This is a genomic window from Gaetbulibacter sp. M235 (assembly GCF_043876835.1).
Taxonomy (GTDB): domain Bacteria; phylum Bacteroidota; class Bacteroidia; order Flavobacteriales; family Flavobacteriaceae; genus Yeosuana.
Map to the genome: position 1 here is coordinate 91622 of NZ_JBAWJZ010000008.1, position 18103 is coordinate 109724.

Consider the following 18103-nt stretch of genomic DNA (forward strand, 5'->3'; position numbering starts at 1 on the left):
AATTAATATGTAACAAATATCCAGTACAAAAGTTAAAATAAAACCCAATCTGTATTAACTAATTGCTACCTAACCGTTAAAAACATTATTAAATGGTTAATCGAAAAATGTTTACAAATAGTTAATTGTTAAAAAATAATTCTTCATGGGTTTTGCTCATTATGAAAAAATGACATTTAATAAAAAGTTGTGTGTGTTTTTATTGAATAATCAATTACAACCTTTAAAAATTATATATGTTTGTAATTCAAAATAGTATCTATGGAAGATTATCTTATTGGAATAGGAAAGCGCTTAAAAGAAATTAGAAAAACCAAAAACAGAACCATAAACGATATTGCAATTAAAGCTGGAGTAACCAATGGGTTAATTTCTAGAATTGAAAACGGCAGAACAATGCCTTCTTTGCCTGTTTTATTAAAACTTATAAATTCTTTGGAAATTGAAGTAACAGATTTTTTTAAAGGTATGCCACAAATTAGCAATGCCAATTTTATCATTTCTAGAAAAGAGGAAAGTGCTATTATTGAAAAAGAAGATGAAGCCATTGGTTTTACATATAAATATCTTTTTGGAAAACAACTTACTTCTTTAGGCTTTGAATCTGTTTTGCTAGAAGTAGCTCCCAATTCTAAAAGAGAAAAAGTAACTACTGATGCCTATGAGTTTAAATACATCTTATCTGGTGAGTGCTATTATATTATAGGAAATGAAGAAGTGTTATTAAAAGAAGGAGACTCTATTTTTTTTGATGGAAGAATACCTCATGTACCAGTAAACAGAGCGGATGTTTCTTCAAAAATGTTGGTTATTTACTTTTTTGTATAACAGAAAAATAACCAGCACATTCAATCTTCCTAGTCTAAAAGTATTTTTTTTAGTTCTTTTAAGGAACCTAATACATGAGTTGGATTTGCAGATTCTAATTGTACTTTTGTATGTGCTCCTGTTGTAACACCAACAGTTATACCACAAGAAGCGTTTTTTCCTTCTTCAATATCAATTATAGAATCTCCAGCTTTCAATACTTTTTCTGAATCCTTTATATCAAGAATTTTCATAGCTTCAAAAATCATATCTGGATTCGGTCTTCCTTTTTCTACATCGTCTGCTGTAACCAAAACATCGTAATGAACGCCCAATCTCCATCTCATTTTATCTAATAATAATTGTGCGGTGTTTTTATCGTAACCAGTATTTAAAGCTACTTTAATATTTACTTTTTTTAAATCTTGAATCAAATCCTCAACACCAGCATAACTTGAAACAGTCAATCTATTATAGGCTTCACTTAACATATCTTTGAAATCCTCAAATATAGTGGCCGCTTTTTCATTAAAATTTTCAGCTTTAATTTCTTCTAAAATATCTCTTATAGCTTGATGTTTTTCTTTTCCCGCACTAAACTCTAGTACAAAGTCTAATGTTAAATTATAGCCTTTTTTGTTAATAGCCATATGTAACGTTTTGTACACTACATTATCTTCATCAACTACAGTTCCAGCCATATCAAAAATGACTAATTTTATATTTTGCATATTAAAAATTGAAAATTGAATTTATATTTTGTTTTGAAAAACCAGCACTTCCAGTCATTCCTTTTCCTCCTATTCCTGTAACAATATGGATATTTGTGCCAATAGTGTTTTGATATATATCTGAATTTTTACACTGAGAATACATTCCAAACCATCGGCGTTGAATCTCATAATTTGGTAAATCGATTATTTTCTTAGCTTCATGAATAATAAAATTATCTATATCCATATTCAAGTCGAAACCTAAACTATCCATTTCTGCGGCACTTGCATATTCATGGGAATCTCCAAGAATAATGGAGCCGTCATATGCTTGTTTAAACAAAATATGGACACCCCATTTTTTTTCTAAGGACTCTTTACATTCGTTTGCTTTTATCACATTATAAGAAGCGCATTCTTCAAACGCTTCATAGCGTCTTATTGAAAGACCAGTTAAAACAGATCCTTTTAACTTATAGTTTTGTTGTGGTTTGGTAGCCATCATTTGTAACTTAGAAACTATTAAATCACTCTCATTAAAAATTGAAGGATATAAGGTTTTAAAATCACTTCCATTACAAATGATTACTTTTGAAGCCATAAAAGCTGTACCAGTTGTTAAAGTTACAATGACACCATTTACTGTTTCATCACAGAGTACTACCTTAGCATTAAAAAACAAATCTATACCATCTTTTTTTAAAAAAGCATGAAGTTTATTTATCATTATGGATGGTTCTACAATAACTTCCTCTGGAAAAAACAAGCCTGCTAGAATATAATCTTCTCTAAGTCCACTGTAATTATTCAAGCATTCATCTTTAGTTAAAAGTCTGGAACTATAACTATTTGATTTATTAATTTCTGCCAATTCTTCTAAAAGCTGAACTTCCTCATAATTTGAGGCTAAATAAACAGAACCTTCTTGACGAATTGATATATTGAATTTAGACTGAATGTCTTTATATATTTCAAGGCTTTCTCTTCCAAAAGCCTGCCATTTAGTATTCATTCCAGATGGTACAACTTGACCAAAGTTTCGTTCTGTAGCACCTTGTGGAAATTGGTCCTTTTCCAATAGAGCCACTTTTAATCCTTTTTGTTTAGCATGATAAGCGTGAAAGGTTCCTAGCACGCCTCCTCCAACAACAATTAAATCATATTTTTGGTTCATAATTATGCTATATTAAGATTTGTTTGAACATGTTTGGTTTCCTTTTTTTTATACTTTCTTCTAAAATGGGTTAAGGAAATAAATGAAATCACAGTTCCAAGAATGGCGATAAAGTAGGTTCCATTTATAAAAAAATGGAGCCAGGAAATAGAGTTCTGTCCAAAATTTTTATAGAGTAAAACGACAATACTTCCCAAATACCCAAAAGCATCGGCAATATAAATAAGATAGCCTGCATTACCTTTAATACAAAATGTTGCAATCATTCTATCGAAGAAAATGCAATTAAAAGGCACGTAACTAATGTATAGACCAAAGCCGATGCATATCATCCAAAACATTGAAGAAATTATTCCTATTTGAAATAATAATGTAGATGCCCCAATAAAAATTGTACCAAAAATTAATAAATAGTGATATGAAATGAATGCCTTAAAATTGTTTTTTACAAATCCTAAGCCTCCAATAATAATTAATACTAAAATAGCAATTGGAATTTCTGAAACTGTGTAAACAGATGTATTGCCTTCAAAACCTATGACATCCCAAATTTCTCTTGAAAAATTATCCCTAAAATCGCGTAAAGCAGTTAAAAAAATGTAGAAAAACACTAATATGACTATTGGAAAAAAGAAGGTTTTTAAAACCTTTTTTCTATCCCTTGATGTCATTGGGTTTCTTTCTACCCGTAGCCGTTTATCTTCTTCTGTTGGTTTAGGCATTTTATTTAACAAAACCGAAAAAACAACAAAAGGTATTATAAATAGAGCTCCTGTAACTGCTGGCATCCAAAATTGAGAAACTTGCAAGCTATTCATAACTAAAAGGCCTACGGTCTTAACAGCCCCACTTGAAACGATAAAACTAGAACATAATGCGACACCTAAAAATTCTGTCAATTTTCTTCCTTCTAAATATGAAAAAACTACACCCCACACCATACCCAAGGACAATCCGTTAAAAAACATGAAAATGAAATTATAAGGAATAGGTGTTATTGCAAATAGTATTAAGCTTGATTCTGCCAAAAATATCATACCAAATAAATAGTAAATTCGTTTGCTTGGTTTTAATTCGGATATCAATTTTATACCCAAAAACTTTGATAACATATATCCTAATACTTGAGCAATAATTAAAATAATTTTATAATCGATACCCCAAAAGGAAAGATTTTCAAATGTAGCTACGGTAAATGGTTTCCTAAAAGCATACATGCAGAAATAAGCCCCAAATGAGGCGAATGAACCATATAATAAAAATTGGAAATCTTTTTTAATTAATTTCAAAATAAATAAATTTACTATTAGTAAATAATTAAATGCAATATTCATTATTATATTACTATTAGTAAACTTTTTTATATTATAAGATTGTTATAAAAAGATTAATAAAATAATAAATTCATTAGCTCATGAACCTAAAAATTCCTGTTTAATATAAAGTCTAAGGTTTTTATTTATTCGTTTTAATTACATGGTTAGGCTTTAATATTCAAGCATTTTCTAGAGTACGAATTTTCTCAATGGGCTTACCGAGGCTATAAAGGGGTCATTAATGTTATATAAAAGACACAAAAATTAGAGTAGTTTTAGTCTATATTTTAGACAATTTATTCAAAGATATCCGAAATATTAAAAACTAAATAATCAACTAAATCCTTGTGATATCTTATTTTACAAGGGTTTTGTTTTTATTTGATAAATTCGTTTATAATCTTTCATTTTTTACTATTTCCATTAGAACTATTTTTTTCATGTCCATTCCATTTCCTTTGACGGTTTTGTCCTCCCCAAGGGCGCATTTCTTTTGCTTGAAACGTATTTACATCTGTTATTTTACCTATTAATTTCACCTGTTCTCCTTTTTCCAAAGACACAGAAGGAGATATAAACGAATCCACATAATTAATGTTCCACTTTTTATTATTAAAATCGATTAACTGGAGGTTGTCTCCATCTATTTTTTCAATAATCCCAGATAAAAACCCTTCTTCTGGTTTCATCCATATTTTCTGTTTCTTTTGTTGTATGCTTTCATAATAACTTACCTGTTCGGCAAAGGTGTTCTCAAGCCAATGACTACCACCACCTATAAAAAACATAGTGCCCAGTAAAATACTAGCAGCTGTACTTAACCCCAGCAAACGAGTCCAGCCAAACTTGTATCCTTTTTTTGATTTTTTAAAAGTGAATAGAGCTCCTACAAGAAAAATGAGCAATATAACAATCCAGAAAAAAGGAAGTAGCCCTAAAAAAAATTCTACTTTGGAATGAGACATGTGGGATACCAAGTTGAAATCTGTTTGTTGAATTGAAAGCAAGACAATAGAAAATGCCGCTGCCCCAACAAAGACTAGAATAATAAAACTCAACCAAATCAAGATATTAGGTACTACAAAATACCATTTTGGTTTCTGCCTGATGCGTTCTTTCTTAATTTTTTCTATTATTTTTTTTGATTCTTCCATTGGATTGATTTTAGTTAAAAAAAGAAATATGATTATTAGACGCTTCTTTAATAAACATGTTTTTGGCTCTATTGATCCAGGTAGCTACTGTGCCCTCAGGTATTTTCAAGACATCAGAGATTTCATGATAACTCATGTTTTCCATAAATTTCAAAACTAAGACAGTCTTGTATTTTAAAGGCAAAAGTTTCAAAACCTCATGAGTGAGTCTCTCTTTTTGTTCGTTATCTTCATTCATTTCAAAATTGATGGATACATCTTTAAAAAGTGTCTCATCCAGCGTTACTTGCCTGTCTTTACCAAAGGACTTTTGTTTTCTCCAGTACGAAATGGTCTCATTGTGAACAATCCTATAGATCCAACTTGATAATTTCAAACTCTGATCATAATCGTTTAGGTTTCGCCATATTTTGATGAATGCTTCCTGAAGAATATCTTTGGCCTGTTCATCATTTACTAAAGCAATACGTTTAATATATCTCAAGAGCCTCAATTTATAGCGATCATACATGCATGAAAAATATTCAATATCAACAAGTGATTTCTTTACGATTTCCTTGTCGCTTAATTGTTTACATATAACTTCAGTAATAATCATTTATGTAAAATTAACTTAAATATAAGCCACATTTTGATTTTCAAAATTTATTATGCTTCATATTTTCTCATTGTTTTTCATTTTCTGAAAATTTGTAAAAATTAACACCGTCAATGCATCACATCATGTAACGGTGTTTATCTTAAAAGAAAACAGGAAAACTTTCAAAATACAATCCTGTTTGACCTGTAATTTGTTAAGGTGTACTTTGCCTGCTAGTCTTTGTGTTGTTACTGTTTATAGGGCATTGATAACCATTAGGGCAAGCTCCAGCTCCTCTGTTTTTGCCATTTCCCTGTTTAGTGCCTTGACCCATACCATTACCTCTTTTAGTCGCCAAACAATTAGCATTGTTTCTGTTTAAACCTGATCTTCTGTTGCCTATAGTGTTTCTATTAAGCGTACGGTTAGCGTTTTGATACTCGTTACGCGAAAGTTTTCCATTCTTGTCAACATCAAATTCATCTAAAGAACCGAACTGATATTCGTCTTTGCTAATAAAGCCATCCTTATTGGTGTCAGCTTCTAAAAAACTTTGGGCTTTGTTAATTACCAACAGTTTGTTTTGTTTAGGATTCTGTGCATTTACTGTTCCTACTGAAAAGAATGTACTAATTATTGATACAATCCATAAGATGTACCATCTGTTGCTTATTAAATTTTTCATAATTTATATATTTATTTTGTTTGGTTTTTGTTCGAGTTAAAGATTATTATTTCCCAAATTTATAACTGATGCCAGCCATCCAATAAAAAGTATTTTCCAGATCCTCTTTAATAACGGAAGTGTCAGCAACTATGGTGGCACCATTTTGTGGTAATACCAGCATTGGTAGTAACGATAGGGTAATGGCTTTATGGCTATACCACATAGGGAAGCTTAACTGGATCGCCATCAAATTGAATTTTCCGCTTTCCTGTATGGTTACTGTGGTAACCATGGTTGTTGTGGTATTTGATTTTCCTTTTCCTGTGCCTCTGGTTCCGTTGCCCAATCGGTTAAAATTGTAATATTCTTCATAAAAATTTTGTGAACCAAAATGCAGCTCTATCATTGGGCTAAATTGAAATTTATGATTAGTAGTCAAAAAATCATGACTAAGCTCTGATGATAAAAAGAAATCTGAACCACTGTTTTTATTAAAATAGATGCTGGCATCAAGGGCTAAATTCACTATGTTTCCAAAATCATATCTAAGACTTGAAGTTATATCTGCCTCAATTTCAGAAATAACATTATAACTGGCTTCATTAAAAAAATACTTTGTAACAGAAAAATCACCACTTAAGTTATTGGCTGAAAAATCATAGCCTGCAGATGCTAAAAAAAGGTCTATTCGGCTGTCATTAGGTTTTGTGAGATATGAAAAAGAACCTGTGCCGTAGAATCCAGATTTATGATGATAGGTCACTGACGGATAAAGATAAGGGGCAGATATGGAATCTTTTCTTCCCATAAAAATAGCATCACTTATATAATTTAAAGACGTTGAAAGGTAAGAGATGCTGTTTCCTTCTTTTTGTGGTATTGAAGTAGTATTTTGACCAACCATTGTCATAGATAATAACCCTGCCATTACCATTATATATTTAAGATTTTTCATGATTCTGTTTTTAAAAAGAGGCCATCCTAAGTGATATGATTCTGATGTTTAGATAAAAAGGAAATCTGAGATTTTAATTTTATACAGTTACTATATAAAGATTCTTGTTTTCTTTCAGAATAAAATGTTTAAGACAACCTCTTAGGCTTTAACTAACTACTAGCCCCTTTTTTAACACTCTTTTTTTGAGCATTAGGCTTTTTTTGCACCTCTTTTTTCATCATTTTGGTGTTAGCTTTCATATTCATATTTTTCTTAACTACCGTTTTTCTGTGCTGCAAGGTGTTTTTGTACATTTTTCCGTTCAGGTTTAAGCACTCACCATCAAGAAGTTGTAATTGCTTACGGTCACGTGTTTGGTAGGTGCCATCAGGGTTTAAAATGGTACCATTGCCTAGAGTCATTGAAGCCTGTAATCTTTCTTGTGATTGATTTCTAACTTGAAGCATATCACCATTAATGGCAATGACATGATAGCGGTTTTGGTTACGTTCTTGAATTTGGGCTTGTGTTAAGTTTTTGTTTTCTTGATTTAATCTAGACATGTATTGATATTCACTGGCATATTTAACGCCATCTGCATCTAAACATTCACCATCGCGTAGGCGACGCTTGTCTTGATCTTTTATGTAGGTGCCATCTGGGTTTACCACCGTACCATCATTTAAAACTAGTTTGTCTTGTAACCGTATTTGATCACGATCTTTTATTTGTAAAAGATCACCATCAACCAATAATAGGCGTACTTGATCCCGATCCTGATCTTTGTCAAGAGATGGGTCTCTGTCTCGGTCTCTGTCTTGTGCTGTTAGCGCCATGGTTGTAAAAACCACAAACACTAGTAAAAACATTTTTTTCATATTATTTATATTTAATTAATACAGACGTTTTAAATCTGCTTACAATCTTTACTACGTAAGCGATCATAATTTCTTTCACTTTAATGTTCTTTTTTTATAAAAGATTTAAGTAGATGTTTAAAAAGTATAAATGAAGGTCATGAAATGGTATCAAGTAATTTAAAAGAGAAAAGAATACTATTTTAAAAAGGATTTTTAAAGAGCTTTGTCTGTCTTGGTTTTAAGTGAATTAAAACAGTAATTCGAAGTATAGCTTCGTTAGCTAAAGTGTTTGATGTTAATCAAGGGATTGTGGGTTCAAGCCTTATCTTCTCCACTAGCGATTAAATGCCTGTACTTAATATTTTAGACTTTTTTATTTTAAAAAGGAAATAATTGTTTGAATAACAAGATTTAAATGATCAGGAATTTTATCTGATTTCCATGGGTGAGAGGCTCCAAAGACATGATTTGCTCCTTCTATAGTTACTAATTTACTTTTTGGACTCCATTGATGCAATGCTTTGGCTTCTTCAAAAGAAACGCTGGTATCTTCATCTCCATGAATAATTAAAAGAGGGATTTGTAAATGTTCGACTGCCCTTTTTATATTAAGTCGGTTTTCATTTCGAATAAAATCTTGATGGAATTGAAAATAATGAGGCATTTGTTGTTTAGTTCTACCATTTTCAACATAATATGTGCCTTCTTTTTTCCAGGCTTCAAAAGCCTCTCCTTTTGGAAATCTAATTTTATAATCACTTACACTAGCCAATGTAACAACATGTTTTATTCGTGTATCTTCTTCTGCTTTAATTATTACAATTCCGCCACCACGGCTATGACCAAGTAAAGTAATTTGATTAGTATTAGCTTCTTTTTTAAGCTCTTCATTTGAACACGCCCAATCTAAAACGGATTCTAAATCATCTAGCTCTTTTGTGTAATTATTGTTTCCAAAGGCCTCTAAATCCAGAAAATCTATGGGTTGTTCCATAGTTCCTCCATTGTGAGAAAAATTGAATTTGATAAAGCAAAAGCCAGCTTCAGCAAATGCATCGGCCATTAAGTTCCATGCTCCCCAATCTTTAAAACCTTTGTAACCATGACAAAATATAATGATGGGTTTCTGTACCTTATTAGGTAAATAACGGTAATCAATTAAAATTGTTTTTTGGTGTTTCCCTTGAATTACAATGCTATTTTTAATCATAATCTATACTTCTTTTTCAGTAAAAGGGATGTTTGGGTTTGATATTTCAATGATAAGTTTTTTAATCTCTTTTGTAAAATTCTCTAATGTTTCTGAGGTGATTAAGGTGTCTTTTTTAGCATAGGAACCAGATTTTTCTTTTTTAGCAAATTTTAAAAATCCAGTTTTTAAATTTTTAAACGAAATGATGCCTGCTTCAATTGGTAAGTTGATTTTTTTTGATTGTTGCATCATATAGGCATATGCCAGTATTTGAAAGCTTTTGCTGTATTTTTTATAATCGGTAGTAATATCTTCCCAATTTACAATTTCAACGTCTCCTTGGTCAACTTTCCCGGTTTTATAATCTATAATTCTTGTAACGCCATTATATTCATCAACTCTATCAATTTTACCAGTAATTTTTACAGGGAAATTTAATTCAGAAATATCTATAAATACTTTATATTCTGACTCGATAGCTACTATTTTTATTTGATTTCCTTGTTTTAAATCAGAGAGCTCTAAGTCTAAAAAATTGGAAACATAGCGTTTGGCAATTTCAAAAATGATTAAGTTTTTTCCTTTAGTAATGTCTCCTTCTTTATAAACAGATTTAAAATGATGCGTTACTGTTTTTTCAATTTGAAGTTTCATGTTTTTAATATCATCAACAGATAAAAAATCACCAATTAAAGGAGTATAAAAATCTTGTAGCGTATTATGTATAACGGTTCCTAAAGTGTTTGCTGCAACTGTTTCTTCTGCATCATCATACACTTTAATGTTTAAAATCTTCTGAAAGTAAAAATCTATAGGATTTCTTATGTAATTAGTTAGTGATGATGGTGAAAATCCTTTTTCAGCTATTTTAATTATTTCATCAATTACCTTTTGTGTTTTTTCAATGGTGTTTAATGGATTGTTGATTATTGGTACTGTTGGTGTAATTATTTGATGAGATAAGTTATGAGTCTTTTCAATTTCTAATTGCGTAATAAACCTACTTTTTTCACCGCCAGTTAACACATCAGATTCTGTGTTATATAAAATGAAAATGTTTTTCGCCCGTTGTAACAATCTGTAAAAATGATATGTATAAACAGCATCCTTTTCTTTATATGTTGGCAATTTGTTTTCAAGTTTAACATCGTAGGGAATAAACGAATTATTGCTTTTCCCCGCAGGAAGAACACCTTCATTTACCGATGAAATTATAACCGTTTCAAAATCTAAAACACGCGATTCCAACATTCCCATGATTTGTAGACCTTGTAAAGGTTCGCCTTTAAAATCCAAGGTTTCTGAGTTTAATAATTCTTTATAAACGCTATATAACGTTGTAATATCTGTAATGTGACCGTACTTTGAATTTAGTGTGGTGAGCTCGTTAAATAGCTCATGAAATCGAAAAACATATTCTAAAGAAAGTAAATTTGATGATTTGTTTTCATCTAAATAATTCTTAATGTTTAAGATAAGTTGTGAACAATTTTTTAAAGCTAAATCTATGGTTTTATCCCAGTTTTCAAACAAGATTTCAATCAGAGTATTATTTGTAGCATCAGATATTTCTTTTAATTTTTCAGTATTTAAATAAATCAGGTTATTGCTTTCAATGGTTTCAATGAGTTTTGAAGCATAATCAATGCTGTTTTTAAAAAATAAAGGGCGTATAAATTGGTGAGATATAATTTTAATGATGTCTTTGTAATAAAATATTTTTGATGGATTTTTATGAATATGAAATAAATGCTCAAACAAAGAGGCTAATGGGATAGATTTTAAAGGAAACCCCATGGTAATATTTAATGCTTCTATATTTGAAGGGAGTGAATTTAAAACAGGAATCAATAAATTTTCATCACTCAACACTACGGCTGTATTGTTTAAAGAATCGTTTTGTGTTTTTAATTTATTTAATATTGAGCCAATATATTTAGCTTGACCTATATTTTTTGGAATTCCAAAAACAGAAATATTTTTTTCTTTTGAGTAGTTGTTTGTTATCCAATTAAAAGAATTAGTCTTAAAATAATTCCATTTTTTTTTATGATTTCTGGTAAAAAATCCGGCATCGTGCATGGGGTTATTTATAAAAACATCATCAATGTCCCAATAAATATTAGCCAATTCATTTTGAAGCAACTCTTGAATAATAATTTCTTCGGAAGAGTTTAACGCATTAAACCCTAAAAACACATGTTTGGTCTTTTGATTGTTTTGAATATAGCTCACTAAATTTTCAACGGCTTCTCTGTAAATAAGCCCTTGATATCCAATCTTTTTATGAATGAGTTGCTCTGTAAAATGAGTATAATAGCTATAAAGTTTATTCCAGAAGGATAAATAGTTAGCAACAAAATCTGTTTTGTTAACTTCTAAAGACCAGTGATTTAAATCTTGAATGGCACTTAAATATTCAAAAATTTGTTTTTGAGGGATTAGATACCTATCAATTTCATTAAAATCCTGGATAAGAATCTGAGCCCATTTTGAAAAAAATTCAAAGGACTCTTGGTCTTCTTTATTTGTTAAATGTGTATACGTGTTATAAAATTCAAAAAGCAATTCTGTATTTGAAATGGTTTTAAGGCGTGAAAGATCTTCAACAAACTCTTCAATACTTAAAATATTTGGAGAAAATATACTTTCTTGAACAACTTGAGACAGTTGGTATTTTAAAAACAATCCTGCCCTTTTACTTGGTAAAACAAAGGTTATTGAAGATAGCTTTGCGTTTTTGTTTTGCAAATCTTTTAGTACATCAAAAATAAAAGTAGCCATTGTATAAAAATAAAAAACGCTTCGGATATCCGAAGCGTTTTTAAGCTTATTATTTTTTAGCTATTTTAATTATTTAGCTAAGTTAATTTCAACACGTCTGTTGTTAGCTTTACCTTTGCTTGTAGCATTAGTGTCAATAGGTTTAGATTCTCCATAACCAATTGAAGAAAGTCTAGATGCATCGATACCATTTGTTACTAAGTAATCTTTAACTGCACCAGCTCTTGCTTCAGATAATTTTTGGTTAGTAGCATCACTACCAACACTATCAGTGTGACCTTCTACAGTAAATTTAGAGTTTGGATATTCATTAAGAATTTTAATAATATCACCTAATACAGCTGCAGATTGAGTTTTAATGCTTGATTTACCAGTATCAAATAATATTGTTTTAGCGTAAGCGTTTAAAGTTTTTTGAACCTCGTCAGAAACTTCAGGACAACCATAGTTTGCAACAGTACCTTTTACAGTAGGACATTTATCGTCTTTATCTAACACACCATCACCATCAGTATCAGGCCAAGGGCAACCTTGGTTAGCAGCAGGACCAGCAACGCTAGGACATTTATCGTCAGCATCAGTAACACCATCACCGTCAGCATCAGGACAACCAGCTAAAGCTTTTAAACCAGCAACTGTAGGACAGTTGTCATTTTTATCAGCTACACCGTCACCATCAGTATCAGGGCATCCGTTAAATTCAGCTAATCCAGCTTCGTTAGGACAATCATCTTTACTATCTTCAATACCGTCACCGTCAGTATCAGGACATCCGTTGAATGCTGCTAAACCAGCAACATCTGGGCAAGCATCATCTTTGTCATAAATACCATCACCATCAGTATCAGATCCACCAAATTTGATAGAGATACCTGCAGTATGTTGGAAATGAGTAGATAAATAATCTTCAAATGAATGTTTGTAAGAAGATTGAACTGTTAAACCAATATTTTCATTAAACCAGATGTTGAAACCTAAAGTTCCATTAAGTGTTCCAGCTCCAATTTCGTCTACCCAAGTGTAACCTCCACCAACACCTAAATAAGGATCAAAAGTTTTACATCCAATTAAATCTTGTAAACTATATTTAATTGTACCATCTATTCCATAGTAAGATAAATCATCTCTTGAGTCATCCCCGAATTTATCTATTTTATTTAATGATCCAGCAACTCCAAAAGAGAAACCATCACTTAAATATTTTGACACAGAAATAGTTGATAAGGAAGGTAAAATATTCCAATGATCACCTACATTGAAGTATTCAGCAAAAATATCTCCTTGAGGAGCGTCTTCTCCTACAGGGAAAAAGTCAACTGCGTTTGCCCCAATAGTAATTTGCCATGGGTTGTTTTTGTCTTGCGCATTAGCGTTGCTATAACCAAGTACAAGCAACATAGCGAACAATAATCTGCTAAGATTTTTCATATTCAAAAGTTTAAATTTTTAAGTGTTAATTGTAAACAAATGTAAGTTGTTAAAATTTATTAACAAAGACAAATATATAAAAAAATTGAAGAAATCGTTTAACTATCAATAGTTCGGAATGATTTTATATAATATTTAAAGCTTTCCCAATTTTTGAAAATGCAAGAATAGCCTTATCTAAATGCACTTTTGTATGTGCCGAGGACAGCTGTACTCTTATTCTTGCTTTTTCTTTTGGAACAACTGGAAAAAAGAAGCCAATAACATAAATTCCTTCGTTTAAAAGCATATTTGCCATAGTTTGTGACAGTTTTGCATCATATAACATGACAGGAACTATAGCTGAATCTCCATCTATAATGTCAAAACCAGCATTTTTCATCCCTTTTTTGAAATAATTGGTGTTCCATTCTAAGGTGTCTCTTAATTTGGTGTCGTTGCTTAACATATCAAAAACCTTTATAGAAGCACCTACAATAGCAGGAGCCAATGAATTTGAAAACAAATAAGGTCTTGAGCGTTGGCGCAGCATTTCAATAATTTCTTTTTTGCCTGTAGTATAACCTCCCATGGCGCCGCCTAAAGCTTTTCCTAATGTACCAGTAATGATATCTATTCTGCCCATTACGCCTTTTTCTTCAAGGGTTCCGCGACCAGTTTTTCCTATAAATCCAGCAGCATGACATTCATCAATCATAACTAATGCATCATATTTATCGGCTAAATCACAAATTTTGTCAAGTGGCGCAACCAATCCATCCATTGAGAAAACACCATCGGTTACAATAATCTTAAATCTAGCTCCATTTTCATTTGCAGAAATAAGTTGTTTTTCTAAATCTGCCATATTGCTGTTTTCATAACGATATCTGGCAGCTTTACATAATCGAACCCCATCAATAATTGAAGCGTGATTTAACGAATCTGAAATGATAGCATCTTGTTCGCCAAAAAGTGGTTCAAAAACGCCTCCATTGGCATCGAATGCTGCTGCATATAATATGGTATCTTCAGTTTGATAAAAGTTTGCGATTTTTTGTTCTAATTCTTTATGAATATCCTGAGTTCCACAAATGAATCTCACAGAAGACATTCCAAAGCCATGAGTATCCATGGCATCTTTGGCAGCTTGAATAACATCGGGATGTGATGATAGACCTAAATAGTTGTTGGCACAAAAATTTAAAACTGTTTCTCCTGTGTTTAATGTAATTTCAGCGCCTTGTGCAGAAGTGATTATACGCTCTTTTTTAAAAAGACCATTGTCTTTAATCTCGTTAAGCTCTTGCTGCAAATGTTGTTGTAGTTTGCCGTACATGATTTTTATTTTTTTACAAAGTTATATTTCTTTTACTTGAATGACATCATTTATATAAACAAGAAATTTTTTAACAACCTTAAAATTCATTGATTCTAATACATCTTGATAGGAAATTATTTGTTGAATATGACTTTTATCTTCCTGACCCGTTTTGTAATCAAGAATGATTGCTTCTTTTTTCGAATTAATAACCACTCTATCTGGTCTTAAAATTTGACCTTGTTTCGTAATGATATCACGTTCATTGTAAATTTGATGTTCTGAAATGAAACAATCCTTAAGATTTGGATGTTCTATAATTTCTAAGACGTTTTTTTTAAGAATATGGGCTTGGTCTTTATCAATAATAGAGGATTCCACAAAATCATTTAATACAAAATCAACATCGTCTTTCGTGTTGATATGCGACATGATATTATGAATAAGATTCCCTTTTTCAATGGCTTCTTGCTGACTGGAATCCCATAAATAACCAGAATTTGTGACAATTTTTATATTGTGATCTTCTTTTGCTGTTGAAATAAATTCCAGTTCTTGTAATTCTGAACTTTCAGAAGAGCTTTCATAGATTTTTTCACAATTTCCAAAACTGTATGTTAAATCAGAGTCATTCCATAACCCTAAATGGGTAAGATAATTTATAAATAATCCCGAATATTTTTTCTGATTAACCTCTCCTTTTGAAGAAATATCTTTTTTTGAAATGATGTACAATTGTTCAATTGCCCGAGTTAAGGTTACATAAAGCAAATTGATATTATCCAATTCTTGTTCAGATTGGTGTTTATTATAAATGTCTAAGCCTTCATTTCCAAAGAATTCAAAATCTTTATTGTAATTTAAAAGTGTATGTGAAAACCCGTTGTAAGTATCATTTTCTAAAGGGAACCATTCTTTTGGTTCTTTTTCAAAGTAAATATCCAAATCGGCGTAGGGAAAAATAACAACAGGAAATTCGAGCCCTTTTGATTTGTGAATGGTCATAATTTGAACAGCATTTTGTCCTTTTGGAGACACAATACTTAAAGAGTCTTTTTTCTTGTTGAAATACTCTAAAAACCCCGAAATATCTGAACCTTTCTTTTGAACGTATTCTAAAACAATGTCTAAATAAAACTGAACATATGCATTTGATTTTTTAACCAGATTAAAGCTTCTTACAATTGTTTCGGTTAATTCATAAAGTGAAAGTTGCAATAATGCATTACTGTTAATATAAACGCCAAAATCTTCAAATTTTTTAAATAATTGTGTTATTGATAAATTTATGTGATTGCTAAAAAACTCATGCTTATCATCAATATTAAAAAGGGTGGTTAAGTAATTTAGAAGAGATGCCTTTATCTCATTGTTTTTTGGTTGAACTAAAAGTGTAAGCACATTATTAATAAAGGCAACTTCGGGAGCATTACAAATCAACAAGGTTTCAGAAGAAATAATAGGAATATTTTGCTGACTCAAATAATTGGCAATAGCAACCCCTTCTTTTTTCTTTCTTACTAAAACACAAATATCCTGAAGCTTATAATTGTTATCAATGCAGCTGTTTATTGTTTTTAATACGCTTTCAGAAAACATCTCATCTCTATCATCTTCTTTAGCAATTTCAAGAAAAGAAAGATTTACGTATCCATTTTCTCCTAGGGAAAAGTCTTGATTTGCATTTTGATAAAGGGTTTCATAATCTTTATTGCAAAACACTTCTGAAGCTAAATATTTAAAAAAGTCATTATTAAAACTTACTATTTCTTTAAAACTTCTGTAATTGGTTGGAAGGTTATATACCTTTTGTTCTACTTGAAAAGGGTTTTTGTTTTTGTTGAACAAATTGATAAACTGTTCTGCTTTTCCACCACGCCAACGATAAATAGCTTGTTTGGCATCACCGACGATCATGGCACTTCCTTTTTCGGTAGAAAGGGAGTTGTCTATTAACGGAATTAAATTATCCCATTGTAAAACAGAAGTATCCTGAAATTCATCAATAAAATAGTGATTGAATTTTTCGCCAATTCGCTCATAAATAAAAGGTGTTGGCTGATTTTTTATTTCATTGCTTATAATGCTGTTAAATTCTGAAATAAGCATTTTATTTTGCTCATCTTTTAGGGTTTTAAGTTCTTTATTAATGGCATTTAAAACAGATAATGGTGTGATGTTTTTGTAAAAGGATTTTAAAAATTTAAGATGAAAAACGGCTTGCTTAGTTTCAATAAAAGCTGAAATTAATTGGCCTTGAATAGTGTCTATAATTGATGCTATATCTTGAGTAACTCGTTTTGGATAAAGCGGATTGTTTTCAAGTAAATCTATTTGCCATTTTGCTTCAAAATTTAAAGCATATTTTTTATTAGCTAAATTTTCAAAATGTTTTGGTAAATAAGCACTTGAAAAATCTTTAAATTCTAATCCACATTCTTCGATTAAGGTTAAAACATTTTTGGCATTTTCAACAATAGCTGCTTCTGTAAGTTCTAATTTATCTTTTAATAATAATTTAAGTGAATTGAAATCGGCAATGGATTTATTTTTAAGTGTTTCAATAAACGGAATATCATTTTCGTTCACTAAAAGCTTTGCAATTTTATTAAAATCATAAGACACATCCCAACTTTTATCATCATCGGCTTTTTCAATAGCAAAATCCACCAATACTTTAGTGAGATTTTTTTCTATTCCCGCTTTCGATATTAGGCTGTCTACAGCTTCATTTAATAGAGAATCTTGGTCTAGTTCAACTTCAAAATTTAAAGGAAGTTTTAAATCGTGAGCAAATGTTCTTATTAGTTTATGCGTAAAACCATCAATAGTTGAAATATCAAAAGCCGCATAATTATGAATAATGGCTTCTAAAAGTTTTATAGATTTTTCATGAAGTGTTGTTGGCTGAAGCTGTAACTCATCACAAATTGCACAAAACATTCTATTTGGGTCATCTAAAATGGTTCTATCCGAAAACTGTTTTAAAGTATCAATAACCCGTTCTTTCATTTCAGCAACCGCTTTATTTGTAAACGTAACAGCTAAAATGTGCTTAAAAGGTTCTTTTTTATTTGATTTGAATAGTATTTTAAGATATTCTTTTACAAGCGTATAAGTCTTTCCGCTACCTGCAGATGCATTATAAATTGTAAAAGAAGGATTAATTTGCATAACCATGAAATTTGCAT

General features: G+C 30.8%; 14 protein-coding genes. 1 reads left to right on the top strand and 13 read right to left on the bottom strand.

The genetic code is table 11. The annotated features are described in order from the left end of the window. Nucleotides 1-261: 261 nt before the first annotated feature. Nucleotides 262-828: a helix-turn-helix domain-containing protein gene (locus V8G69_RS13215; protein WP_394882499.1), complete on the top strand. Its 567-nt coding sequence runs from the start codon at nucleotides 262-264 to the stop codon at nucleotides 826-828. Between the two features lie 29 nt (nucleotides 829-857). Here the strand turns inward: V8G69_RS13215 and V8G69_RS13220 are convergent, their stop codons facing one another. From V8G69_RS13220 to V8G69_RS13280, 13 genes are all read right to left on the bottom strand, one after another. Beyond that, nucleotides 858-1538: a phosphonatase-like hydrolase gene (locus V8G69_RS13220; RefSeq protein ID WP_394882500.1), complete on the bottom strand. Its 681-nt coding sequence runs from the start codon at nucleotides 1536-1538 to the stop codon at nucleotides 858-860. Nucleotide 1539: 1 nt separating this feature from the next. Continuing rightward, entirely contained in the window at nucleotides 1540-2694 is a 1155-nt protein-coding gene (locus V8G69_RS13225; protein WP_394882501.1) for a TIGR03364 family FAD-dependent oxidoreductase, read from the bottom strand. Between the two features lie 2 nt (nucleotides 2695-2696). Then, nucleotides 2697-3983, bottom strand: coding sequence for a DUF5690 family protein (locus tag V8G69_RS13230; RefSeq protein WP_394882502.1), 1287 nt, complete (start codon nucleotides 3981-3983; stop codon nucleotides 2697-2699). Nucleotides 3984-4414: 431 nt separating this feature from the next. Then, on the bottom strand, nucleotides 4415-5164 hold the full coding sequence (locus tag V8G69_RS13235) for a hypothetical protein (RefSeq protein ID WP_394882504.1): 750 nt from the start codon (nucleotides 5162-5164) through the stop codon (nucleotides 4415-4417). Between the two features lie 10 nt (nucleotides 5165-5174). Beyond that, complete coding sequence (locus V8G69_RS13240; RefSeq protein WP_394882505.1) at nucleotides 5175-5762, bottom strand: RNA polymerase sigma factor; 588 nt, start codon at nucleotides 5760-5762, stop codon at nucleotides 5175-5177. A gap of 196 nt (nucleotides 5763-5958) precedes the next feature. After that, nucleotides 5959-6429, bottom strand: a complete 471-nt coding sequence (locus V8G69_RS13245) for an EF-hand domain-containing protein (protein ID WP_394882506.1) — start codon at nucleotides 6427-6429, stop codon at nucleotides 5959-5961. 46 nt (nucleotides 6430-6475) lie between these two features. Continuing rightward, a complete protein-coding gene (locus tag V8G69_RS13250; protein WP_394882507.1) occupies nucleotides 6476-7366 on the bottom strand; it encodes a hypothetical protein in 891 nt (296 codons plus the stop codon). Between the two features lie 152 nt (nucleotides 7367-7518). Beyond that, nucleotides 7519-8226, bottom strand: a complete 708-nt coding sequence (locus tag V8G69_RS13255) for a DUF6799 domain-containing protein (protein WP_394882508.1) — start codon at nucleotides 8224-8226, stop codon at nucleotides 7519-7521. Nucleotides 8227-8581: 355 nt separating this feature from the next. Beyond that, a complete protein-coding gene (locus tag V8G69_RS13260) occupies nucleotides 8582-9418 on the bottom strand; it encodes an alpha/beta hydrolase family protein (RefSeq protein ID WP_394882509.1) in 837 nt (278 codons plus the stop codon). Between the two features lie 3 nt (nucleotides 9419-9421). After that, entirely contained in the window at nucleotides 9422-12184 is a 2763-nt protein-coding gene (locus V8G69_RS13265) for a PD-(D/E)XK nuclease family protein (protein WP_394882510.1), read from the bottom strand. Nucleotides 12185-12253: 69 nt separating this feature from the next. After that, nucleotides 12254-13612 (bottom strand): OmpA family protein, encoded by a 1359-nt coding sequence (locus V8G69_RS13270; protein WP_394882511.1) that lies wholly within the window; start codon nucleotides 13610-13612, stop codon nucleotides 12254-12256. 124 nt (nucleotides 13613-13736) lie between these two features. Next, nucleotides 13737-14930 (bottom strand): glycine C-acetyltransferase, encoded by a 1194-nt coding sequence (gene kbl / locus V8G69_RS13275; protein WP_394882512.1) that lies wholly within the window; start codon nucleotides 14928-14930, stop codon nucleotides 13737-13739. A 21-nt stretch (nucleotides 14931-14951) separates the two neighbouring features. Continuing rightward, nucleotides 14952-18086 carry a UvrD-helicase domain-containing protein gene (locus tag V8G69_RS13280; protein WP_394882514.1) on the bottom strand — a complete coding sequence of 1045 codons (3135 nt, stop codon included), beginning with the start codon at nucleotides 18084-18086 and terminating at the stop codon, nucleotides 14952-14954. Nucleotides 18087-18103 lie beyond the last annotated feature (17 nt).